This window comes from Limnohabitans sp. (genome assembly GCF_040400975.1).
GTDB lineage: Bacteria > Pseudomonadota > Gammaproteobacteria > Burkholderiales > Burkholderiaceae_C > Limnohabitans_A.
Genome location: NZ_JBBAPF010000019.1, coordinates 1 through 22,460 on the forward strand (window position 1 = coordinate 1; position 22,460 = coordinate 22,460).

At 60.1% G+C, this 22,460-nt stretch carries 19 protein-coding genes and 1 CRISPR repeat array (1 of these 20 running past the window's edge); of the genes, 7 read left to right on the forward strand and 12 right to left on the reverse strand.

Going from position 1 to position 22,460, the window contains the following annotated elements; translation table 11 throughout:
* Positions 1-64: 64 nt before the first annotated feature.
* Positions 65-1,081 (forward strand): tRNA 2-thiouridine(34) synthase MnmA, encoded by a 1,017-nt coding sequence (mnmA, locus tag ABWQ00_RS11335; protein WP_502908130.1) that lies wholly within the window; start codon positions 65-67, stop codon positions 1,079-1,081.
* A 1-nt stretch (position 1,082) separates the two neighbouring features.
* Here mnmA and tcuB read toward each other — a convergent pair whose 3' ends face one another.
* The 5 genes from tcuB to ABWQ00_RS11360 form a co-directional block, all read right to left on the reverse strand.
* A complete protein-coding gene (gene tcuB, locus ABWQ00_RS11340; protein WP_353238785.1) occupies positions 1,083-2,249 on the reverse strand; it encodes a tricarballylate utilization 4Fe-4S protein TcuB in 1,167 nt (388 codons plus the stop codon).
* Positions 2,236-3,678, reverse strand: a complete 1,443-nt coding sequence (tcuA, locus tag ABWQ00_RS11345; RefSeq protein WP_353238786.1) for an FAD-dependent tricarballylate dehydrogenase TcuA — start codon at positions 3,676-3,678, stop codon at positions 2,236-2,238. Before tcuA ends, tcuB begins: the two co-directional genes overlap by 14 nt.
* 46 nt (positions 3,679-3,724) lie before the next feature.
* A complete protein-coding gene (locus tag ABWQ00_RS11350; RefSeq protein ID WP_353238787.1) occupies positions 3,725-4,480 on the reverse strand; it encodes an SDR family NAD(P)-dependent oxidoreductase in 756 nt (251 codons plus the stop codon).
* Between the two features lie 116 nt (positions 4,481-4,596).
* Positions 4,597-5,559 (reverse strand): tripartite tricarboxylate transporter substrate binding protein, encoded by a 963-nt coding sequence (locus ABWQ00_RS11355; protein WP_353238788.1) that lies wholly within the window; start codon positions 5,557-5,559, stop codon positions 4,597-4,599.
* 10 nt (positions 5,560-5,569) lie between these two features.
* On the reverse strand, positions 5,570-6,643 hold the full coding sequence (locus ABWQ00_RS11360; RefSeq protein ID WP_353238789.1) for a 4-oxalomesaconate tautomerase: 1,074 nt from the start codon (positions 6,641-6,643) through the stop codon (positions 5,570-5,572).
* Between the two features lie 86 nt (positions 6,644-6,729).
* Between ABWQ00_RS11360 and ABWQ00_RS11365 the strand changes: the two genes are divergently transcribed.
* Positions 6,730-7,653, forward strand: a complete 924-nt coding sequence (locus tag ABWQ00_RS11365) for a LysR family transcriptional regulator (RefSeq protein WP_296291070.1) — start codon at positions 6,730-6,732, stop codon at positions 7,651-7,653.
* Here the strand turns inward: ABWQ00_RS11365 and ABWQ00_RS11370 are convergent.
* The 4 genes from ABWQ00_RS11370 to ABWQ00_RS11385 all read right to left on the reverse strand — a co-directional run bounded on the left by ABWQ00_RS11370 (position 7,643) and on the right by ABWQ00_RS11385 (position 11,879).
* Positions 7,643-8,638: a LysR substrate-binding domain-containing protein gene (locus tag ABWQ00_RS11370; RefSeq protein WP_353238790.1), complete on the reverse strand. Its 996-nt coding sequence runs from the start codon at positions 8,636-8,638 to the stop codon at positions 7,643-7,645. The genes ABWQ00_RS11365 and ABWQ00_RS11370 overlap by 11 nt on opposite strands.
* Before the next feature lie 4 nt (positions 8,639-8,642).
* On the reverse strand, positions 8,643-9,977 hold the full coding sequence (locus tag ABWQ00_RS11375; protein ID WP_353238791.1) for a DUF3422 family protein: 1,335 nt from the start codon (positions 9,975-9,977) through the stop codon (positions 8,643-8,645).
* 149 nt (positions 9,978-10,126) lie between these two features.
* A complete protein-coding gene (ssb, locus tag ABWQ00_RS11380) occupies positions 10,127-10,624 on the reverse strand; it encodes a single-stranded DNA-binding protein (RefSeq protein WP_353238792.1) in 498 nt (165 codons plus the stop codon).
* A gap of 67 nt (positions 10,625-10,691) precedes the next feature.
* Positions 10,692-11,879 carry an MFS transporter gene (locus ABWQ00_RS11385; protein ID WP_353238836.1) on the reverse strand — a complete coding sequence of 396 codons (1,188 nt, stop codon included), beginning with the start codon at positions 11,877-11,879 and terminating at the stop codon, positions 10,692-10,694.
* Positions 11,880-12,038: 159 nt separating this feature from the next.
* Between ABWQ00_RS11385 and uvrA the strand changes: the two genes are divergently transcribed.
* Positions 12,039-14,978: an excinuclease ABC subunit UvrA gene (gene uvrA / locus ABWQ00_RS11390; protein ID WP_353238793.1), complete on the forward strand. Its 2,940-nt coding sequence runs from the start codon at positions 12,039-12,041 to the stop codon at positions 14,976-14,978.
* 51 nt (positions 14,979-15,029) lie between these two features.
* A complete protein-coding gene (locus ABWQ00_RS11395) occupies positions 15,030-15,428 on the forward strand; it encodes a glutaredoxin family protein (RefSeq protein ID WP_353238794.1) in 399 nt (132 codons plus the stop codon).
* 24 nt (positions 15,429-15,452) lie between these two features.
* Here ABWQ00_RS11395 and ABWQ00_RS11400 read toward each other — a convergent pair whose 3' ends face one another.
* Positions 15,453-15,860 carry a PaaI family thioesterase gene (locus ABWQ00_RS11400; protein WP_353238795.1) on the reverse strand — a complete coding sequence of 136 codons (408 nt, stop codon included), beginning with the start codon at positions 15,858-15,860 and terminating at the stop codon, positions 15,453-15,455.
* Positions 15,857-16,216, reverse strand: coding sequence for a MerR family transcriptional regulator (locus tag ABWQ00_RS11405; protein ID WP_353238796.1), 360 nt, complete (start codon positions 16,214-16,216; stop codon positions 15,857-15,859). The genes ABWQ00_RS11400 and ABWQ00_RS11405 overlap by 4 nt, the downstream gene beginning before the upstream one ends.
* A gap of 141 nt (positions 16,217-16,357) precedes the next feature.
* Here ABWQ00_RS11405 and ABWQ00_RS11410 point away from each other — a divergent pair, with 141 nt between their 5' ends.
* Positions 16,358-17,533: a serine hydrolase domain-containing protein gene (locus ABWQ00_RS11410; RefSeq protein WP_353238797.1), complete on the forward strand. Its 1,176-nt coding sequence runs from the start codon at positions 16,358-16,360 to the stop codon at positions 17,531-17,533.
* A 27-nt stretch (positions 17,534-17,560) separates the two neighbouring features.
* Positions 17,561-19,180: a long-chain-fatty-acid--CoA ligase gene (locus ABWQ00_RS11415; RefSeq protein WP_353238798.1), complete on the forward strand. Its 1,620-nt coding sequence runs from the start codon at positions 17,561-17,563 to the stop codon at positions 19,178-19,180.
* 14 nt (positions 19,181-19,194) lie between these two features.
* On the opposite strand, the gene ABWQ00_RS11420 is transcribed toward ABWQ00_RS11415, so the two are convergent.
* Positions 19,195-19,815, reverse strand: a complete 621-nt coding sequence (locus ABWQ00_RS11420) for a glutathione S-transferase family protein (protein ID WP_353238799.1) — start codon at positions 19,813-19,815, stop codon at positions 19,195-19,197.
* A gap of 229 nt (positions 19,816-20,044) precedes the next feature.
* Between ABWQ00_RS11420 and ABWQ00_RS11425 the strand changes: the two genes are divergently transcribed.
* Positions 20,045-21,223, forward strand: a complete 1,179-nt coding sequence (locus ABWQ00_RS11425) for an acyl-CoA dehydrogenase family protein (RefSeq protein ID WP_353238800.1) — start codon at positions 20,045-20,047, stop codon at positions 21,221-21,223.
* Between the two features lie 265 nt (positions 21,224-21,488).
* Positions 21,489-22,460: direct repeats of the CRISPR family, unit length 29 nt; unit sequence GGGCCTATCCCCGCATGCGCGGGGGAACC; it runs 1,986 nt beyond the window's last position.

Consider the following 22,460-nt stretch of genomic DNA (forward strand, 5'->3'; position numbering starts at 1 on the left):
TGCTCCGTTGAGGTCAACTCTCTGGCCAATCCCACACACAAATGCACGTCTCCACTTGGACCAACTGGGAGCGGGCGCCGGTTCGAGGTCGTCGCCCGACCAAGAATCGAATAGTGTCATCCAAGTAGCGGCCGATTACAAAGACCGGGTGTTTTCGGAGTTTGTGCGCGAATACCAAGCCGGACGCACGCCCAACCCGGACATCCTGTGCAATGCCGAGATCAAATTCAAATCGTTTTTGGACCACGCCATGCGTGTGGGGGCTGAAAAAATCGCCACTGGCCACTACGCCCGTGTGCGGCAAAACACGGCCAGCGGCCTGTTTGAACTGCTCAAGGGCCTGGACCCCAGCAAAGACCAAAGCTATTTCCTGCACCGCCTGAACCAAGCGCAATTGAGCAAAACCCTTTTTCCGGTGGGAGAACTGCACAAGACTGAGGTGCGCCGCATCGCCGAAGAGATCGGTCTGCCCAACGCCAAAAAGAAAGACTCTACGGGCATCTGCTTCATCGGCGAGCGGCCGTTTCGTGAGTTTTTGAACCGCTACATCTCCAAAGAACCCGGTCCCATCAAAGACCCAACAGGGCGCACGATCGGAAAGCATGTGGGGCTGAGCTTTTACACCTTGGGACAACGCCAGGGCTTAGGGATAGGCGGCATCAAGGCCAAAGGCGCAGAAATGAAGGCACTGCAAGCGCAAGGTTTGCGGGGCGCAGGTGAACACACGCCTTGGTTTGTGGCCCGCAAGGACATCTCGAACAACACCTTGTGGGTGGTGCAAGGCCACGACCACCCCTGGTTGCTGTCACCCCAGCTGCAAGCCACAGATGTGAGCTGGTGCGCAGGCCACGCCCCTGCGGCCGGATCCTACGCCGCCAAAACCCGCTACCGGCAAACGGATGCACCTTGCAGCCTGCAAGCGCTCAGCACACCCGATGGGTCATCGGGCTTTGAACTTTCGTTCAGCGATCCCCAATGGGCTGTCACGCCAGGCCAAAGCGCCGTTATATACGACGGCGATGTCTGCATAGGCGGCGGCGTGATCCACTCGGCCAGCGCCTGCCCCCAGCCAACGGCCTGACTTACTCCCCGCCCAGCCCCAAGCGGTTGGGTTGGCGCTTTTCAACCGCAAAGCGCAGCAAAGCCGCTGTGCGGAAAACACCGTGGGCAAACTTGCCGTAGGGCAATGTGAGGAACAAAGCCATCACCGAACCCAGATGCACCGCCAACATCAAAGGCATGGCCGCTGTTTGGCCCAACAACCACAGCAACAAGCCGGTCACGCTGACCAAGAACAACAAGGCGATGAAACCCCGGTCCATGGGCTTTTGCGCGGCATCGCCGTGGTCCGGGTGCCGACGCAGGTTCAAGCGCCACAAACCAGCCGTGCCCACCGCCAGGCTCACCCCACCGATGACGCCGAGCAACTTGGGCAAAGTTGTCAGGTCATAGGGTGCGGGCCAGTCCAACACGTAGTGGTACAGCGTGGCCACGCTGGTGGCGGCAAAGCACAGCATGAAACCGTAAAAGGTCAGGTGGTGGTAACGCCTGCGCTCGTGTGTCCAAGCGTCGTCTTCGTTGTGGCAACCCTCGCCGTGTCCACCGTCCAAGTACTTCAGGCGCAAAGCGTCGTGCGCCGCTTCGGCCGCAGCAGGCGGCGTCAGGTCGGCCCCACTGGTGGCAGGCGTCACGTCACGCCAAAAGCGCATCACCCCCAGTGCCAGCGCCAGCACCGCAAACAAAAAGATGGGCGCGAACAGGCTCACCATCAGGTTATGGGGGAATACCGCATAAAAACCACCGGTCACGGGTGCGCCCCACAGTGTGCCTTGGCGCAGCATGGCCAGAGCCAAAAACAAAGCCAAACCCAAAGCAAGCGCCACCGACAAGGTCAAGCCGTTGCGTTGGTACAAACTGCCCAAGGCAGGTGGCCAGGCGTAGTCGGCATAGGTTTGGCCGCGCACCTGGGCCATGGCCTTGGGCACATTGATGGCGAAATCGTGCGGTGGTGCGTACTGGCAAGCGTGCAAACACGCGCCGCAGTTGTGGCACAAATTGGCCATGTAGTGGATGTCGGCCTTGCCGAATTCCAAGCGTCGCGTCATGGCCGGAAACACCGCACAAAAGCCCTCGCAATACCGGCAGCCATTGCAAATTTGCATTTGGCGAGCCACTTCGGCTTCAGGCGCGGTCAACTCGCCACGCGCCAAGGCACGGGCATCCTGGGTCAGGGCTTCAAGCGTTTGCATGGGAAGCTCCTTTCTTCTGGGCCATGACCGCTTTGGCTGCCTGCTCGCCCGCGATGCGACCAAAGGCGGTGCCAATCGTCATGCCTACCCCTGCGGTGTAGCCCTTGCCCAGCACGTTGCCCGCCATCATTTCGCCCGCCACAAACAGGTTGGGGCTGGGCTGGTTGTTGAAGCGCACAGCGGTGGTCTCATCGGTTTTCAATCCCAAATAGGTGAAAGTCACGCCGGGCCTGACGGCGTAAGCGTAATAAGGCGCAATGTCCAACGGCCTGGCCCAGTGGGTTTTGGCGGGCGTGACCCCTTCGGTGTGGCAATCGTCCAGTGCCGTGTGGTCAAACGTGCCTTCGCGGCAAGCGGCGTTGTAATCGTTCAGGGATTGCATGAACGTGGCCTCATCCAGGCCCAGCTTGCGGGCCAACTCAGGCAGGCTGTCCGCTTGGGTGCCTTCAAACACCGGCGGCATGAAACGGCCCACCGCCTTGGCGTCGATGATGGCATACGCCACCTGCCCTGGCTGCTGCGCCACCAAACGGCCCCAGATCGCATAGCGCTTGGGCCAAAAATCTTCACCCTCGTCGTAAAAACGCCGGGCCTCGCGGTTGACCACCACGCCCAATGACACACAGTCGATGCGGGTGCAAATGCCACCGTCGTACAAGGGTGCACGCGCATCGATGGCGACCATGTGCGCCTGCGTCGGGTCGCCAATGCGGTCAGCGCCTTGCTCCAGCATGTGTTTGAGCAAAACGCCTTGGTTGTACCGCGTGCCCCGGATCAAAAATTGATCGGCAGGGTACTCACCGCGCTCGTTTTGGCCCCAAGCCTCACGCAGCCATTCGCGGTTGGACTCAAAGCCCCCGGCCGCCAGCACGCAAGCGCGGGCTTCAACGCGTTCGCGCCGCACACTGCCATCGGCCTGCTTGTGCATGACCGATGCGGCCACAAAGCGGCCCTCGTCCAATTCGACGGTATCCACCTCGGCGTTGTAGTGGATCTGCACCCCCAGCTTTTCAGCGCTGCGGTAAAAAGCATTGACCAAGGCCTTGCCACCGCCCATGAAGAACGCGTTGGTGCGCGCCGTGTGCAAAGCCCCGGACAACGACGGCTGAAAGCGCACGCCATGCTTGACCATCCAGGGCCTGCAGGTCGCCGAATGGCGGATCGCCAAACGCGCCAAACGCTCGTCCGTCAAGCCCCCAGTGACCTTGAGCAGGTCTTGCCAGAACTCTTCTTCCGGATAGGCGTCGACCAACACGTCTTGCGGCGCATCGTGCATGCAGCGCAAATTGCGTGTATGACCTGAATTGCCACCGCGCCACTCGCGCGGCGCCGATTCGAGCAGCATCACGCTGGCACCGGCCTCACGGGCCATGAGCGCCGCACACAGGGCAGCGTTGCCGCCACCAATCACCAAAACATCGACCGTCATAAACACTTTCAGGGCACAGGGCAAAGGGCGCGCAGCCCAGGTCAGATCAGAACTGGTACTTGCGTAAACCACCGTCCACAGGGATCACCGCACCCGTGATGTAGCTGGCCAAAGGCGAAGCCAAGAAAGTGACCAGGTTGGCCATGTCTTCCGGCTCGCCATAACGCCCCATCGGGATCTCGTTGTCGCACTGCCACTGGCGGTATTCAGGCGTGTAGTTGCGAAAAATTTGCTCGGAATGGATACGCCCTGGTGGCACACAATTCACGGTGACCCCGTGCTTGCCCACCATGCGCGACAAACCTTTGGCCCAGCTGTGCATGCCCGCTTTGGCGCAAAACGCACCGTTGGTGTGCTCAGGTTCACTCTTGCCAGTGATGTTGATGATGCGGCCCCACTTGCGTTCAATCATCTGGTCAATCAGGGCATCGGCCACCTGGCGCGGACGGTGAAAGTTCAAGGTGATGGCTTCTTGCCAAGCCTCTTCGCTCACATGCAACTCCTTGAAACTGCGCGAGCCGCCAGCGTTGTTCACCAAAATGTCCACACTGCCCAAACCCGCCAAAGCCGCCTCTGCCAAGCGTTTGGCCGCATCTTCGGCGTACAGGTCCGATTCGATGATCACCGGCGCATGCCCGCCAGCGGCCACGATCTCGTCCGCAAGCTCGCGCAATTTGTCCACACGCCGTGCAGACACCGCCACACGCACACTCTCAGCGGCCAAGGCTTTGGCAATGCCACGCCCAATACCCACGCTGGCTCCCGTCACAAGAGCGGTTTTATTTTTGAGTTGCAAGTCCATGAAAACTCCCATTTGAAAATCAACGTTCAAATGTATTCCCTGGACACTGGGCTGTGCACCGGCACCAAAGGATGGGGGTATCATGAAAAGTGATGGCAATTGACTTATGGATGGGATCAATCCGCCGAGAGTTTGGCCTGTTGAACCACCCGCCTCCACTTGGCCAAGTCATCGCGAACCAGCGTTTTCAGCTCTTCGGGCGTGCTGGTTTGGACATCGGCACCCTGTGCCTCAATGCGCGCGACCGTATCCTTGTCGGTGAGCACTTGATTGAGTGCCGCATTGAGTCTGTCGACCACCGCTTTGGGCGTTTTAGCCGGCACAAACAAGGCATACCACTGCGTCACATCTACCCCGGGGACTCCCAGCTCTTTCAGGGTTGGAACCCCTGGCAAAGCAGGGGAACGGCGACTGCCAGCAATCCCAACCGGGTGCAACTTCCCGGACTTGACGTGCGGCAAGGCTGTGAAAAGGCTGGGGAACATGATGTGCGTGTGACCTGCAACCGTGTCGTTGACCGCGGGTGCAGAGCCCTTGTAGGGCACATGCATCCAGGAAGCTTTCATGTTGAGCTTGTAGAGTTCAGCGGCAAAATGAGGCGCCGTGCCGTTGCCCGCCGAGGCATAACTCAGTTTGCCGTCCTGCGCCTGAATGGACGCCAAAACAGTCTTGGCATCTGCGGCCTTCAATTGGGGGGTGACCACCATCAAGGTGGGCGAATACCCGACCAGGCCCACAGGCTCGAAATCACCGACCGGGTCGTAACGCAACTTCTGCAAAGCCGGGTTCATCGCATGGGTCGCGACATAGCCAAAAAGTACGGTGTGACCATCTGCTGATGCGCGAGCCACAAACTCAGTCGCAATGGAACCATTGGCACCTGCCTTGTTCTCAACGATCACTGATTGCCCCAGCAAGGGAGCCATTTTTTGGGCAATGACGCGCGCCATGGCGTCGTTACCGCCCCCTGCAGCTGTCGGCACAACAAGGGTGACCGTTCTGTCAGGGTATGCGTAAGCCAATACCGATGAACTCCAAACCAAGGCGGTCAATATCTTTTTGAAATTGCGCGGATGCATGAAAAACTCCTTAAGAAAAAACCAAATCGGCTGGAAGCTGCAAAGTTCCTTCCATGATTTTTCGAACCGTACGAACCACGGATGCACGGACCACTTGCAGCTGACCTGTTTGCTCCCGGACCTCTGCAGCAATCTGAATCACACCCGAGGGGTGCACCACTTTGAAAATTTGTTCGCCCTCAAGGCAGACGGTCCTACTGGCCACCGTGCCGGGTAAGGCGAAAGCAGTCACCACACCGATGGCGCCTGTGACGGCATGGGCGGTATGGCACTGCCAAGGCGTGAAATAGCGCGACACGATCGCCATGGGGTCTTGACTTGGACTGACCAGCACAGGTTTGGGCATCACACTGGCAGAGACATCGCCCAAGCCCATGAGTCGACCGGCTTGCAGGCGAATGCGCTCCATGCGGGCCAACAGATCAGGCATCGCATCGAGCTCAGAAGCGCTCTCAGTGCCCGTGACGCCCAAGCTCCGGGCATTCATCAAGACCATGGGCATCGCTGCATCGATGCAAGTGACTTCCACACCATCGATCACATTGATGCGCTCACCGGTAGGAAAAAGCTGCCCAGTCACAGCGCCCCATGCGTCCAGAAAACTCAGGTAAACCGGCGCAGCTGTGCCAGCCACCCCATCCATGCTGATGTTGCCGTCATAAACCACCCGGCCCTTGGGTGTGAGAATTTGCACATCAATGCGCGCCCCGGTATTGACGTTGTGCACACGCACCGAAGTCATGCCATCTGCGGCCGCAATCAAACCTTGTTCGACTGCAAACGGCGCCACGCCCGCCAACATGTTTCCGCAATTGGGGCGGGTATCGACCCCGTTGGGCCCCACCTGCGCAAACAGGTAATCCACATCGCAGTCCACGCGCGATGATCTTGACACCATCGCGACCTTGCTGGTCAGGGTAGAGCCGCCACCGAGTCCGTTGATCTGCGAAGCATCGGCCGCACCAATGGCACTTTGCAAAACACGATCTCTCAAGTGATCGTCTTTGGGTAACCAATCACGAAGGAAGAAAGGGCCGCGTGAAGTTCCTGAACGCATCAGGACGCAAGGCAATGAAGTAGTCATGGGTGCCGATGATGCGATCTGTATAGAATTTTGTGAATTGCATTTTTAAAAAGTATTGATGCAAAAAAAACAAGACTGAATTCAACATGAACATCAACTTCGATTTACATGACCTGCAGGCCTTTTCTGCCGCAGCCGAACTGGGCAACTTTCGAAAAGCAGCTGAAGCCGTCCACATTTCGCAACCGGCCTTCAGCCGACGAATCGACAAACTCGAAAACGCTCTGGGCGTGAAATTGATCGACAGAAGCACGCGCAGCATGAGTCTGACGGGGGTTGGAAGAGACTTCGCACGCAAGGTGCGCCTATTGCTTGACGACCTCGATGAGACCTTGCTAGGCATTCAAGAAGTCGGAGGAGCGCGAATGGGCGAAGTCACCGTCGCCTGCGTACCCTCTGCTGTTTATTACTTCTTACCGCAAGTGCTGCGCACTTACCACGCCAGGTTTCCACGCATCCGAATCAAAGTCCACGACGCCAGCGCCAATGAGGTCCTTTCGGTTGTTGCCAGTGGCGAAGCCGACTTCGGGGTCAACTTCATGGGCAACGACGAACCTGGGATTGAATTTCGCAGCATTCTGGAAGAGCGCTTTGTCGCCGCCTGCAGAAAAGATCACCCTCTGGCCAAAAAGAGAAAGGTCAGTTGGCAAGAACTGGGGCAATACGACTTCATGTCTGTTTCCAAATCATCGGGCAACCGCATGCTGCTCGATTTGGCCTTGGCCTCGGCAGATCAAAGACCACAAAGTATTTACGAAGCCCAGCATGTCACGACCTTGTTGGGTTTGGTCGAAGCGGGCATGGGTGTTGCTGCGGTGCCGTCATTGGCCATGCCCAGCGCAGATCACCCGGTATTGGCGAGCGTGCCTTTGTTTGACCCCATCATCACAAGGCGTATTGGACTGATTCGCCGCAAGGGCCGCAGCTTCACACCAGCGGCCGAAAAGCTTTATGAGTTGCTGCTCGGCTTGCGTCCCGGAAGCCGCCGCAAGTCAGTGGTCAAAACTTAATGCTTGAATGACCCATCTCCATATTGGACGCTGGAACACTCAGGCTCGCCCCCAACCAGACGCCAGACCGAACCAAAGAGCGCACACAATCGGCCATGACCACGCGGGTCGCCAAGGCTGCTGGCGACAACTCATCGTCCGACAAACCGCATAAAAAATTCACACGCTTGACTTGATCATCGGTGATGCGTGTCATGCACAGGCTCTCGGTAGCGCCTTGCATGCGCGCTACAGCCGCCCAAGGTTGCAGGGTAGAGCCCAGGCCTGCGCTCACGGCATCCATCAGCATGGCCAAGGAGTCCATCTCCATGATCACACGGGGATCCACTTTGGCCCGAGAAAATGCCGCATTCAGGCCACTGCGCAAGCCATGCGGCCCCGTCGGCAAAATCAGCGGCTCATCACACAGCTGAGACATGCGCAGGCTTTGAGGAAATTTTTTAGCTCGGGTCAATCGTGCAGAAATGAGAAAAATATCTTCCTCAATCAGCGGTAAAACACTCCAGCGCCTGGCTGCCTGCAAGGATTGGCCGCCTGCCATCGGCAAGTCAAACAAAACAGCCAAATCGAGTTGCCGGGCATTGAGCATGGCCGACAAATGCCCCGAGAGGCTTTCGACCATGTGCAGACGAACATCCGGGTAACGTTCACGCATGGCCTGCATCAGCGGCAAACCCAGCACTGCCGCTGTGGTCGGTGCCAGACCCACGCTCACCGTCCCCGAAAGACGGGCCTGCTGGGCAGCGCGAATGGCCTGCTCGGCGTGACGCAAGGTCAACTGCGCCTCCCGGAAAAACGCCACCCCCGCCTCGGTGGGCGTCACGCCCTGTGGGGTGCGCTGCAACAAACGTGTGCTGAGCTCTCCTTCGAGTCGGGTGATTTGCTGGCTCAGGGCCGACTGCACCAGGTTCAGATCCAAAGCGGCACGGCTGATGCTGCCCATCTCCACCACCCGCACAAAATACCGCAGTTGTCGCAACTCCATGGGGTCAGGTGTCCGATCGGTGCAGTTTCTCTTGGATTTTTTGGCGGCTGCGCCAAACGCTCCACAACACCAAAGGCAGCAGCAAAGCCACTGACATTTCAGGATTGAATGGCAGACCATAGGCATTCAAGCCCTTGAAGGCATAAAGCAGCAAGCTCACCACGTAATAAGTGATGGCGGCCATGGACAGCCCCTCCACCGTGACTTGCAAGCGCAGCTGCAGCTCTTGACCGCGGGTGAGTTTTTCGAGCAAAACTTGGTTTTGCGCCTCTGTGGCAATGTCCACCCGGGTGCGCAACAGGGCGCTGGTGCGCGAGACCCGCTCGGCCAATGACGCCAAACGCTTTTCTGTGGCATTCACCGTGGCCATGGCGGGCGACAAACGCCGCTGCATGAACTCGCCCAAGGTTTGCGTGCCTGAGATGGGGCGCTCGCGCAGCTCCGTCAAACGTTGGCTGACCAAGGTGTCGTAAGCGCGTGTCGCAGAAAACCTGAACCCATGCTCAGCAGTGGCACGCTCAATGCGCGCAGCCAAAGACACCAACAAGTCCAACAAGGCCTGATCGGTCTCGCCCTTGCGTTCCAGCAAGCCGGTGATGTCGGCCAATTGCGCTTCCGCTGAAGACAACATGGCCGACAGATTTTTGGCCACAGGCAAGCCACGCAAAGCCATCAAACGGTAGGTTTCCAACTCGAGCAAGCGCTGCGAAACTCGTCCGGCTCTGGCCTCGCTGGTGTCCTCTGGCGCCACCACCAACATCCGCTCGAAACCATCTTCACCAATTCGGAAATGGGTCAGGATGCACGAATGGGAAAGGCCCTCGGCCGTGTTGCCCATGCGAGAGGCCAAAACCGTTCCCTCACCCAACCAGCTTTGGGCCTTGGCGATCAAATGGGGGGACTCGATGTCGGCCGACAACATGCCCAGCGCAATGGCCGTCATGGTTTGACCCGGCAAGGCGCGCAGCCAGTCGGTGCCAACGGCCACATGCGGCGCCAACTCCGGCAAGTCGGCGCCCCATTGCGCATTCGGCGGTAAATTTTGGACGATGGAGTAACGGGTGAACTCGGTGTGCCGCTCCCATTTGACGGTGAAGTGGTCGCAGCGCAAACGCAAAAAGTTGCCCTGCAATTGGTCCAAACCCAAATCGGCATGACCGGGTAAAAGCCGCAAATGCGCCCACTCTTGCTCCCGCGTGACGCCCTCGTTGAGCAGCGCCACATACACGATAAGGGCTGGCAAACGCACCCGGGCAGGCGGACGCGCATGCACCTCGTTGTGCAACTCACGCCTTTGGGCGTCTTCTGGCGGCAAGAACCGGGAGGTGATTTCGTTCATGAGACTATTCTGACCGAGCTTACAGCCACGCGCTGTGGACGCTAAGAGAAGTCTCAGCAAGCAGCCGGCGAATCCTCATGCGCTGCTGAAAGAAAAAACCGTGGGTTTGGCCACGGGTTGGGGGATGGACGCCGATAAAACGGTGTTCTTCAGAACGGGATGTCGTCGTCCATGTCGTCAAAGTTGCTGGCGGCAGGCTTGGCGGCGGCTGCAGGGCGGCTGGCCGTTGCAGCGGCTGGCCGGGCCGGTGCGGCTTGGCGCGGGGCATAGCCACCACCGCTGCCGCCATCCTCTGACGGGCCGCCCATGCCTTGGCGGCTGCCCAACATTTGCATGCTGTCGGCACGGATGTCGGTGGCGTATTTTTCAACGCCATTTTTGTCGGTGTACTTGCGGGTGCGCAGGCTGCCCTCGACATACACCTGACTGCCTTTGCGCAGGTACTGGCCCGCGATTTCAGCCAGCTTGGCGAAAAAGCTGATGCTGTGCCACTCGGTGGCCTCTTTCATCTCGCCGGTTTGCTTGTCTTTGTAGCGGTCGGTGGTGGCCACGCGGATGCTGGTGACCGCATCGCCCGAGGGCAAGTAACGGGTTTCGGGGTCGGCACCCAGGTTGCCGACGATGATGACTTTGTTGACGGATGCCATGAAAACTCCTCGATGATGTCTGAATTATGAGGCCATTCCCCGCCCACTCCGTGGACTGGCCCCGCGCTCAGGCCGCTTGCCCGACTGCTGCGCTTCGGCCCGGGGTTTGCATGGGCCAGGCCATCAGCAACCAAGCCAGCATGGCCACACCGCAGCACAAAAACAGGGCCGGGCTGCCCCAGGACTTGACCAACCAGCCGCCCGACAATCCCCCGACAAAAAAGCCCAAGGACTGCAGCGTGTTGTAGACCCCCATGGCCGTGCCGCGCATGGCCCGGGGCGCCATGCGCGACGCCAAACTGGGCTGGGTGGCTTCCAGCGCATTAAAACCACAGAAAAACACGAGCAACAAGACCGTCAAAGCCCCCAGGCTGGTGGTGCCCACCGACTGGAGCAGCAAACCAGCCTGCACCAGCAGGATCAGACCAATCGAGACCAGAAACACCTTTTTCAGGTGCCCGCGCCGCTCCATGGCAAACACCACAGCCAAAAACAAAAAGGACAAACATACAGCTGGCAAATACACCTGCCAGTGGTGCGGCGCCTGCAATCCCGCTTGCACCAACAAAGCTGGCACCGAAACCCACATGGCCAACTGCACCGCATGCAAGACAAACACGCCCACATTCAGGCGCATCAGGTCGGCATGGGCCAGCACATCGCGCAATCGCCCACGCCCTTCCCCCATCACCGGCTCGGGTGCAGGCGGTACGCTCCAAACGACCACGACCACTCCCACCAGGGCCAGCACGCCCGTCAGCCCAAACAAGCCGGACAAACCGATCATGCCCGTCAGCAAGGGCGACAGCACCAATGACAATGCGAACACCAAGCCGATGCTGCCGCCCACCAAGGCCATGGCCTTGGTGCGCACCTCGTCACGCGTCAAGTCGGCCAGCAAAGCCGTGACAGCGGCCGACACAGCCCCAGCGCCCTGCAAGCTGCGCCCCAGCAACAGGCCCATCAAGTCGCTGGCCGCCGCCGCCCAAAAGCTGCCCAAGGCAAAAATCAGCAGGCCCAGCACAATGACCCGCTTGCGCCCAAAACGGTCAGACGCCATGCCAAACGGCAACTGCAACAGGCCTTGCGTCAAGCCATAAATGCCCATGGCCAGACCCAGCCACACCGGGTCCTCACCGCCGGGGTAGCGGCGCGCTTCCAGGACAAAAACCGGCAAAACCAGAAACAAACCCAGCATGCGAAGCGCAAAAATGCTGGCCAGCGAGGCGCTGGCGCGCCGCTCGGTGGCGGTCATGTTCAAAGGGTCTGAAAAATGGAGTTGCAAAGGGTCGGCCACGACAAAAAGGGCAAAGGGCAAAAAGTACAAGCGCCATTGTCCCTGATCAGCACCAGCCCGAGCCCATGACTGCGCCAACGGGGATAATCGAAGGTTTTGCTGATTTGGCCGCCCACTGTGAACCTTGTCGATTCCCCTCTCTTGCCCGAAGAACCTGACCGGGCGCTGTATTTGGCCTCGGCGCTGCGGCAGACCCACATCAGCGTGCGCGGGGCGCGCACCCACAACCTCAAGAACATCGACCTGGACATTCCGCGCAACCAGCTGGTGGTGATCACCGGGCTGTCGGGCTCGGGCAAGTCCAGCCTGGCTTTTGACACGCTGTATGCCGAAGGCCAGCGCCGCTATGTGGAAAGCCTGTCGGCCTATGCCCGGCAGTTTTTGCAGCTGATGGACAAGCCCGATGTGGACCTGATTGAGGGCCTGTCGCCTGCGATTTCCATTGAGCAAAAAGCCACCAGCCACAACCCCCGCTCCACCGTGGGCACCGTGACCGAGATCCACGACTACCTGCGCTTGCTCTACGCCCGTGCCGGCACGCCGTATTGCCCCGACCACAACCTGCCCCTGCAGGCGCAGACCGTGAGCCAAATGGTGGATGCCGTGCTGGTCCTGCCCGAAGACACCAAACTCATGATCCTCGCGCCCATTGCGCGCGAAAAAAAAGGCGAGTTTGAAAAAGTCTTCGAACAGATGCAGGCGCTGGGCTATGTGCGCTTTCGCATCAACGGCCAGACGGTGGAAGTGGAAGACCTGCCCACGCTCAAAAAAACCGAGAAACACAACATCGACGTGGTGGTGGACCGCATCAAGGTCCGCTCTGAACAAGACCCCAAAGCGCGCGACGCCCTGCGCCAACGCTTGGCCGAAAGCTTTGAGGCCGCGCTGCACCTGGCCGAGCACCGCGCGGTGGCCCTGGAAATCGACACGGGTAAAGAGCACCTGTTCAACGCCAAGTTCTCCTGCCCGGTGTGCACCTATTCCATCAGCGAGCTGGAGCCCAGGCTGTTCTCGTTCAACTCGCCCATGGGCGCATGCCCGACCTGCGACGGCATTGGCAGCATGGCATTTTTTGACCCAGAGCGGGTCGTTGCCTTCCCTTCGCTCAGTTTGGCCAGCGGCGCCATCAAGGGCTGGGACCGACGCAATGGCTTTTACTTCAGCATGCTCGAAAGCCTAGCCAAGCATTACCAGTTCGACATCGAAACCCCGTTTGAAAAACTCGCGCCCATTCATCAGCAGGTCTTGCTGCACGGCTCTGGCGAGGAAGAGATCAAGTTCAGCTACGTGATGGAGTCGGGGGCCTCGCAAGGCAAAAAAATAAGCAAGAAACACCCGTTCGAAGGGATCATCCCCAACATGACGCGGCGCTACCGCGAGACCGACTCCGCCGTGGTGCGCGAAGACCTGGCCCGCTACCGCAACCTGCAGGCCTGCATCGATTGCCAAGGCACCCGCTTGCGCCGCGAAGCCCGTCATGTGCGCATCGGCGAAGGTGAGCAAGCCCGCGCCATTTACGAGATCAGCCACATCACCTTGGGCGAGTCTCAGCAGTATTTTCAGGGCCTGAAAATGCATGGGGCCAAGGCCGAGATCGCCGACAAGGTGGTGCGCGAAATCGCGCTGCGTTTGAAGTTTTTGAACGACGTGGGCCTGAATTATTTGAGCCTGGACCGCAGCGCTGACACCCTGAGTGGTGGCGAATCGCAGCGCATCCGCCTGGCCAGCCAGATCGGCTCAGGGCTGACGGGCGTGATGTACGTGCTGGACGAACCCAGCATCGGCTTGCACCAGCGCGACAACGACCGCCTGATCGGCACGCTGCAACACCTGCGCGACATCGGCAACAGCGTGCTGGTGGTCGAGCACGACGAAGACATGATCCGCGTGGCCGACCACGTCATCGACATGGGGCCGGGCGCGGGCGTGCATGGTGGGCGCGTGATGGCGCAAGGCACTTGTGCCGACATCTTGGCCGCACCCGAATCGGTCACCGGGCAATACATGTCGGGCCGAAAAAAGATCGAGATCCCCAAACGCCACAAACCGGGCAAAGACTTCATCGAGATCATCGGGGCCAGCGGCAACAATCTGAAAAACGTGAATGTGAAGTTCCCCGTGGGTCTGCTCACCTGCGTGACTGGCGTGTCGGGCTCGGGCAAGTCCACCTTGGTGAATGACACGCTGTACACCGCCGCCGCGCACCAGATCCACCGCGCCCAGGGCGATGCCGCCCCCCATGAAGAGATCCATGGGTTGGCGCATTTCGACAAGGTCATCAACGTGGACCAGTCGCCCATTGGCCGTACCCCGCGCAGCAACCCCGCCACCTACACCGGCCTGTTCACCCACATCCGCGAGTTGATGGCCGAGGTACCCGCTGCACGCGAGCGCGGCTATGGCCCAGGACGTTTCAGCTTCAACGTGAGTGCATCGTCGGGCGGGGGCCGCTGCGAGGCCTGCCAGGGCGACGGCATGGTGAAGGTGGAGATGCACTTTTTGCCCGATGTGTATGTGCCCTGCGACGTGTGCCACGGCATGCGCTACAACCGCGAAACCCTCGAAGTGCAATACAAGGGCCACAACATCGCGCAGATTTTGAACATGACGGTGGAAGCTGCGCACCAGTTCTTCAGCGCCGTGCCCAACATTGCTCGCAAGCTGCAAACCTTGTTGGATGTCGGCCTGACCTACATCCGCCTGGGCCAAAGCGCCACCACGCTCTCAGGCGGCGAGGCGCAGCGCGTCAAGCTCGCGCTGGAGCTGTCCAAGCGGGACACCGGACGCACGCTCTACATCCTGGACGAGCCCACCACCGGACTGCACTTTGCAGACATTGCCCTGCTGCTCAAAGTGCTGCACCAGTTGCGCGATGCGGGCAACACCATCGTCATCATCGAACACAACCTCGACGTGATCAAAACCGCCGACTGGCTGATCGACATGGGGCCAGAGGGCGGCGCAGGTGGTGGCACGCTACTGGGCGAAGGCACGCCAGAGCAACTGGCGAAAAACAAAGCGAGCTTCACGGGCCGCTATTTGGCGCGTTTGCTTTAAAAGCTCTGCGCCTCACCTCTTTATTCATCGCTATTGAAACTTCAAACCTTTATGAAAACCGCCATCCGTGCTTTCTTCAGAACCCTTCGGGTTGTTCTTGGCCCCGTCATGCTGCTCAAAGAGCGCCTGACACAACCCGCTGGCGTGGTGCGCGAAGCTGCGGCGCAAGCCCGCGTGGACCAGCAGTGCCAAAGCATGGCCCTGTACCAATTCAGCACCTGCCCGTTTTGCATCAAGGTGCGCCAGGAAATGCGCCGCTTGTCGCTGCCCATCGAAAAGCGCGATGCCCAGCACCATGCAACCCACCGGAATGAATTGCTACAAGGCAGTGGCGCGACCAAGGTACCGTGCCTGAAGATCACCGAAGCTGATGGTCAAACCCGTTGGTTGCAAGACTCGACCGAAATCGTGGCGTATTTGCGTGAACGATTTGCAGCACCTGCAGCTTGAGGACCATCGGCTGCGCCGAACCGGTCAGGCGGAGATCACCGTCAGCAAAGTCTGACCGTTCGCCACCAGCTTCTCGCCCTCTGCATCCACCGCAAACAAATCGCAGCTGGTGAACACCTGCGCTTTGCCCGGTTTGACCACCCTGGCGCGGGCAATGAATTTTTGCCCCACCGCGGGGCGCAAGCAGTTGACCGAAAAGTTGGCGGCCAATAAATTCGGTCCCGCCACGGTCCCGGCTGCAAAGCCGCAAGCGGTGTCGATCAAGGTGCCGATCAAACCCGCATGCAAGAAACCCGAGTACTGCCCGACTTCGGGCCGCCAGGGCATCTGGATTTCCACAAAACCGGGTTCGGCCACTGTCACCTCAATGCCGCACCAGCGGTTGAATTCGGCCATGGCGTTGATTTTTTTCAGCATTTCCAGTGGACTCATGGTTTTCTCCTGGCTTGGGTTGTGAACCACCCGATGTGGTCCATCAGTTTTTGGCGCAGTGCTTGTTGCTCGTGGATGAACTGGTCAATCTCGGCCACACGCGCCAAGATCGCCGCAATCATGTCTTGCGCTGACAGCTTGCCCGCTTTGAAGCGCGGCAAATACTCGGCAATGAAGGGCAGCGAGAAACCCATCTCCCGAGACATGGCGATGAAGATAACGTGCTTCACGGTTTTCTCGTCGTACTCGCGGTAACCATTGGGCAATCGCCGACTGTCAATGAGGCCTTCAGCCTCGTAGCGCCTCAAGCGGTGCACCGACACCCGGGTCTTGGCAGAGAGTTCAGAAATGCGCATGAAATCAGTCTAGCAAGGCTCGCACTGCGCGAAGGTTCGGACCTTTGACACCTGGGTGACAAGCAAGAAGCCCCCTGCACCTCAGGAGTTACCCTGACAACCCGTGCTGGTGTACAAAACACCTTTCATCAGGAGCATCCAATGACCTCACACCCCGCCCTGTCCCACGCCCACCCTGCTGACGTGGGCCTGTGCCCCGAGCGCACCCAGCGCCTGATGGATGTACTGCGCCGCGAAGTGGCCAGCGGCCGATTGCCCGGTGCCGTGGCCATGATCGCCCGGCGCGGGCAGATCGCCTTGTTCGAGGCCGTGGGCCAGCAAGACCCGGCCACGGGGACGCCCATGACAACCGACAGCATCTTCCGCATCTATTCCATGACCAAGCCGGTCGTGTCGGTGGCGGTGATGATGCTGGTCGAGCGTGGACTGTTGCTCTTGAGCGACCCGGTCAGCCGTTGGTTGCCTGAATATGCCAATCAGAAAGTGTCGACGGCCCACGGTCTGGAACCTGTGCGGCAAGCCGCCACAGTGCAAGACCTGCTGCGCCACACGGCAGGGCTGACCTATGAATTTTTGGGTGATTCATCGGTGCAGCGCCAATACGGGGAAGTGAAGATCGCCTCACGCGAGCGCAGCAATGCCGAGTTTTCTCAAACGCTGGCCGCAGTGCCACTGCAGTTCCAGCCCGGCACCGTGTGGGCCTACAGCCGCGCCACCGATGTGTTGGGGCGGCTGGTCGAAGTGATCAGCGGTCAAGGACTGGGCGCTTTCCTTCAAGCGGAAATCTTCGGTCCGCTGGGCATGGTGGACACCGGCTTTGCCGTGCCGCCCGCACAGCAGCACCGCATTGCCGAGCCCTTTGCACACGACCCCGATGGCGGTATACCCATGAAAGTGCTCGAGCCCCGTCAAGTGCCCGCCATGGAAGGCGGTGGCGGCGGCCTCATGTCCACAGCGATGGACTACACCCACTTTTTGCAGTTCTTGCGCAACCGGGGCGAGCTGAACGGTGTGCGCCTGCTGGGACCACACACAGTGGACTTCATGACCGCAGACCACCTGGGCAGCATGCCATCTGACGGCACCCTGCTGCCCCCCGGGCACGGCTTTGGTTTGGGCTTTGCGGTGCGCACCCATGTGGGTCTGTCGCCCGTGCCCGGTTCGGTGGGCCTGTATTACTGGGGCGGCATCGCGGGCACCACGTTTTTCATCGACCCGGCGCTCGACATGTATGCCATGCTGATGATTCAGGCCCCCAACCAAAGGGATTACTATCGGCCCCTGTTCCGCGACCTGGTGTACGCGGCGCTGCTGTAAAAAATTCAAAACCCTGGAGACAAACCCATGCCTCAACCCGGCCTCATGATGAACCGCCCACTGCTGATTTCGGGCATCCTCGAACACGCCGCTGCGCAGTTTGGTGAGCAAGAAATCGTCTCGCGCGAGACGCATGGCCCCTTGCACCGCAGCACCTTTGCCCAGGCTGCCCAACGTGCGCGCCAACTGGCCAAGGCTTTGGCTCAGATGGGCCTGAAAGCGGGCAGCGCCATCGGCTCGATCGCCTGGAACAACCACCGCCACCTGGAGGCGTATTACGCGGTGTCTGGCAGCGGCATGGTCATGCACACCTGCAACCCGCGCCTGCACCCGCAGCAACTCATCTATGTGATCAACCACGCCGAAGACGAAGTGGTGTTGTTCGATGCCACCTTCGCGCCGTTGGTCAAAGGCATTGCGGCGCATTGCCCCCAAGTTCGCGCCTGGGTGTGCCTTGCCGACGCGGCCAACACGCCCGCCATCGAGGGCGTGAGCGTGCTGAACTACGAAGACCTGATCGCAGCGCACCCCACCAGCTTTGCTTGGCCAGAGCTGGATGAAAACACCGGCGCAGCCCTGTGCTACACCTCGGGCACCACCGGCAACCCGAAGGGCGTGCTGTATTCGCACCGCGCCATCGTCATGAACGCGACCACCGGCTGCATGCCCGATGTGCTGGGCCTGTCCACCCAAGAAACCATCTTGCCCGTGGTGCCCATGTTCCACATCAACGCTTGGTGCATCCCCTATGCCGCCCTCATTGCGGGCACCAAGCTGGTCTTGCCCGGCCCCAAGCTCGACGGCCCCAGCTTGTTCGAGCTGATGGACAACGAGCAGGTCACCATCAGCGCGGGCGTGCCCACCATCTGGATGGGCCTGATCCAGCACGTTGAGCAAAACAAGCTGCGCTTTGCCCACATGAAACGCACCTGCGTGGGCGGCTCGGCCATGCCCATGGCGCTGATCGCTAAATTCGTCGATGTCTATGGCGTGGAAGTGCGTCACGGCTGGGGCATGACCGAGACCACCGCCGTGGCCACCATGAGCTTGCTGACCCGCACCGACCGCCTCAAAACCGCCGCCGAACAACACGCCATCGTGGCCAAGCAAGGCCGTGCTGTCTCGGGCATCGAGATCAAAGTGGTCGATGAAAACGGCGTGACCTTACCCCGCGACGGCACATCCCAAGGCGAGCTGATGGTCCGCGGCCAGTGGATCGTGGAGCGCTACTTCAAGGCCGACAAAACTGCTTTGATCGACGGCTGGTTCCCCACGGGTGACATCGCCACCATCGATGCACAAGGCACCATGCAAATCCGCGACCGTACCAAGGACGTGATCAAAACCGGTGGCGAATGGATCAGCTCGATCGATCTGGAAAACGCCGCCATCGGTCACCCGGCTGTGGCCATGGCTGCCGTCATTGGCGTCAAGCACCCCAAATGGGACGAACGCCCGCTGCTGTTCATCGTGCGCAAGCCGGGGCAGTCGCTTGAGAAACAAGAGATCCTCGACTTCCTCACCACCAAAGTCGCCAAGTGGTGGGTGCCCGACGATGTGGTCTTCCTCGAATCGCTGCCCGTGGGCGGCACCGGCAAGGTGCAAAAGAACGACCTGCGCAAGGACTACGGCGGCGTGTTCAGCTGATCAAGCCCAGCCCATCAAACCTTGGCGCTGGGCCGCTCGTTCATGCGGTCGCGCCAGGCCTGCAGGGCCGGCATACCCTCATCGCCGGGCACGAACTTCATCAAGCCCCGAGCAAACTCCAGCGCGCAAAACGCGGTGATGTCGGCGATGGTGAAACGCTCACCCGCGATGAAGGCTTGGCTTTGCAGGCGCTGGTCAAAACCCCGCGCCACCTCGCGCACCTTCTCGGCCTGCGAGCGGCCAAACTCAGGAAACTGAGGTTTTTCCAGGGTCGCCAAGCCAGGGTGGCTGTGGCGGATCGCGTTGGCAATGCCGCCCAGCAAATACAACTCCACCTGCCGGTCGGCCATCTCAATAAAGCCGCGCTCGTCGCCGTCCACGCCCATCAGGTTGGGCTCAGGAAAGCGGCCCTCCAGCAAGGTGCAGATCGCCCGCGTCTCGGTGATCACGCGGCCATCATCCAGCTCCAGAGCAGGCACCTTGGCCAGCGGACTCTTGGCCAGGTATTCGGGTGTGCGGTGCTCACCACCGTTCAGGTCCATGTTCAACATCTCGATGCCGGTGATGTTCTTCTCGACCAAAAACATCAACACCCGTCGGGGACTGGGCGCACGGTGGGCGGTGTAAAGCTTCATGGTGTGTCCTTGATTTAGCGAGGGCATGAGCCCGTTTGCTCATTGTTTCGCAGAGACTAGCACCCGCTGGATTTCAGGCATGCCCCGAAGATGACAAGCCTGCTTCAAAGCTGTCGCCGCAGACACACGGGCGACAGCAAGTCACAGGCCGAACAGTACACCGTAGCGCCAAGCCTTCCAATCCTTGAATGACCGTTTTATTCACCATTCTTCATAAGGCTTTGAGCCCATGAACTTCGACATCCCACCGGACATTGCAGCCCTGCGTGACCGCACGCGGCAGTTCATTGTCGAACAAGTGATCCCCCTTGAAGGCGACCCGCGCCATGGCCCGCACGGCCCGTCCAAAGAACTGCGCGAAGAACTGGTGGCGCGCGCTCGCGCCGCGGGCTTGCTTACGCCCCACGCGTCCAAAGAGATGGGCGGCCTGGGCCTGAGCCACACCGCCAAAGCGGTGGTGTTCGAAGAAGCCGGTTATTCCAACTTGGGCCCCACGGCGCTCAACATCCACGCCCCTGACGAAGGCAACATCCACCTCATGGAAGCAGTGGCCTCCCCCGCGCAAAAAGAACGCTGGCTGCGCCCCCAAGTGGCGGGCCTCACGCGCTCGTGCTTTGCCATGACCGAACCCGCACCCGGCGCGGGTGCCGATCCATCGATGCTCAAAACCATCGCGGTGCGCGATGGCGATGACTACCTGATCAAGGGCGTCAAATGGTTCATCACCGGGGCCGAAGGGGCCGACTACGCCATCGTCATGGCCCGCATGGAAGATGGCGCCGCCACCATGTTCTTGACCGACATGGACAAGCCCGGCATCGTGCACGAACGCAGCATGGACGCGATGGACAACTGCTTCACCGGCGGTCACGGCGTGTTGCGTTTTGACAATTTGCGCGTGCCCGCCAGCGATGTTTTGGGCGAAGTGGGCCAAGGTTTTCGCTACGCGCAAATTCGGCTGGCACCTGCACGCCTGACGCATTGCATGCGCTGGCTGGGGCAGGCTCGCCGCGCGCACGACATTGCGCTGGATTACGCCAGCCGCCGCCAAGCCTTTGGCAAGCCGCTGGCCGAACACGAAGGCGTGGGCTTCATGCTGGCCGACAACGACATCGACCTGCACACCGCCCGGCTGCACATCTGGCACACCGCCTGGCTGCTCGACCAAGGCCACAAAGGCGGCTTTGAATCGAGCCGCGCCAAAGTGGCTTGCTCCGAAGCCGAATGGCGCGTGGTGGACCGCTGCGTGCAGATTTTGGGCGGGCAAGGCGTGACGGCCGAAACGCCGGTCATGCGCATCTTCTTGGACATGCGCGCTTTCCGGGTGTACGACGGCCCCAGCGAAGTGCACCGCTGGAGCATGGCACGCAAGCTGGTTTACAAGGCGCAGCAGGCATCGAAGGTGTGAGCGTCTGTACAAACATCGCTAGGCTAAAACTGGTCTTCGTTTGCTAAACTCCTTGCAAAGACGGTTCGAGAGCGAGTGAGTAAACGAACCAGCCGCCTGCAGCAATACAGGTCTGTAAACCCGCAGTGGTAACGGAATCTCGCAAAAATTTTGAAATTCAAAATTTAAACAAAGGCCTGCGGGCCTTTTGTTTTTTGCCTTTAATGCAGCGCGCTATATGACCATCGCAGAACTTGCTGTTCTTTTCTAAAATCGACATCAAATTTTGTCCGTCCCCGCATGCGCGGGGGAACCAGTGATCACAAAAAAACGACCCCGTTTTCATAGGCCTATCCCCGCGTGCGCGGGGGAACCATGGGGGGGGGGATGACTCTCATGTGGCGGGCTCGGGGCCTATCCCCGCATGCGCGGGGGAACCCCACGCATTGATGATTTCGTCTTGTGTCATGTGGGCCTATCCCCGCATGCGCGGGGGAACCGATCCAACTGACTGGCCAAAGATCATCCATCAGGGCCTATCCCCGCATGCGCGAGGGAACCCTGCAACTCGGACTCAATAAACTCACCGCCACGGGCCTATCCCCGCATGCGCGGGGGAACCCCTGAGCGCACCCTTTGCTATTTCTCCGGCAAGGGCCTATCCCCGCATGCGCGGGGGAACCGCGACTGCATGGAAGCTGGCGGGTTTGATCGGGGGCCTATCCCCGCATGCGCGGGGGAACCCTCCCGCGCCACTTCAATTACGGTCTTCATGTGGGCCTATCCCCGCATGCGCGGGGGAACCTCCCAAATCTCCCAAATCTCAGCCTTACGCATGGGCCTATCCCCGCATGCGCGGGGGAACCAAAAGCACCAATGCTTGATGATGCTGTCCATTGGGCCTATCCCCGCATGCGCGGGGGAACCAGCAAGGGGGAACACATGAAACTTGAACAATTGGGCCTATCCCCGCATGCGCGGGGGAACCTTGCCGTACAGGGCAGGCAACATCGTCTGAATGGGCCTATCCCCGCATGCGCGGGGGAACCCGTGTTCGTGGCTGTTGCTGTGCGCGGCTACGGGGCCTATCCCCGCATGCGCGGGGGAACCTCAGCAAGTAATCGCGCAGCTTGTCGGCTGTGGGCCTATCCCCGCATGCGCGGGGGAACCTCCATGCCATTGCCCTGCTCGTAGTCAACCAGGGGCCTATCCCCGCATGCGCGGGGGAACCCAGCTTGCTAATGCCCAGGTGCATGGC

Coding starts and splice junctions, on each gene's coding strand:
- ABWQ00_RS11375 (WP_353238791.1), bottom strand. CDS start 9,977: ATGAACGAAATCACCTCCCGGTTCTTGCCGCCAGAAGACGCCCAAAGG.
- ABWQ00_RS11425 (WP_353238800.1), top strand. CDS start 20,045: ATGAACTTCGACATCCCACCGGACATTGCAGCCCTGCGTGACCGCACG.
- ABWQ00_RS11360 (WP_353238789.1), bottom strand. CDS start 6,643: ATGACTACTTCATTGCCTTGCGTCCTGATGCGTTCAGGAACTTCACGC.
- ABWQ00_RS11400 (WP_353238795.1), bottom strand. CDS start 15,860: ATGAGTCCACTGGAAATGCTGAAAAAAATCAACGCCATGGCCGAATTC.
- tcuA (WP_353238786.1), bottom strand. CDS start 3,678: ATGACGGTCGATGTTTTGGTGATTGGTGGCGGCAACGCTGCCCTGTGT.
- ABWQ00_RS11355 (WP_353238788.1), bottom strand. CDS start 5,559: ATGCATCCGCGCAATTTCAAAAAGATATTGACCGCCTTGGTTTGGAGT.
- ABWQ00_RS11370 (WP_353238790.1), bottom strand. CDS start 8,638: ATGGAGTTGCGACAACTGCGGTATTTTGTGCGGGTGGTGGAGATGGGC.
- ABWQ00_RS11365 (WP_296291070.1), top strand. CDS start 6,730: ATGAACATCAACTTCGATTTACATGACCTGCAGGCCTTTTCTGCCGCA.
- ssb (WP_353238792.1), bottom strand. CDS start 10,624: ATGGCATCCGTCAACAAAGTCATCATCGTCGGCAACCTGGGTGCCGAC.
- ABWQ00_RS11385 (WP_353238836.1), bottom strand. CDS start 11,879: ATGACCGCCACCGAGCGGCGCGCCAGCGCCTCGCTGGCCAGCATTTTT.
- ABWQ00_RS11415 (WP_353238798.1), top strand. CDS start 17,561: ATGCCTCAACCCGGCCTCATGATGAACCGCCCACTGCTGATTTCGGGC.
- ABWQ00_RS11410 (WP_353238797.1), top strand. CDS start 16,358: ATGACCTCACACCCCGCCCTGTCCCACGCCCACCCTGCTGACGTGGGC.
- tcuB (WP_353238785.1), bottom strand. CDS start 2,249: ATGCAAACGCTTGAAGCCCTGACCCAGGATGCCCGTGCCTTGGCGCGT.
- ABWQ00_RS11350 (WP_353238787.1), bottom strand. CDS start 4,480: ATGGACTTGCAACTCAAAAATAAAACCGCTCTTGTGACGGGAGCCAGC.
- ABWQ00_RS11420 (WP_353238799.1), bottom strand. CDS start 19,815: ATGAAGCTTTACACCGCCCACCGTGCGCCCAGTCCCCGACGGGTGTTG.
- ABWQ00_RS11405 (WP_353238796.1), bottom strand. CDS start 16,216: ATGCGCATTTCTGAACTCTCTGCCAAGACCCGGGTGTCGGTGCACCGC.
- ABWQ00_RS11395 (WP_353238794.1), top strand. CDS start 15,030: ATGAAAACCGCCATCCGTGCTTTCTTCAGAACCCTTCGGGTTGTTCTT.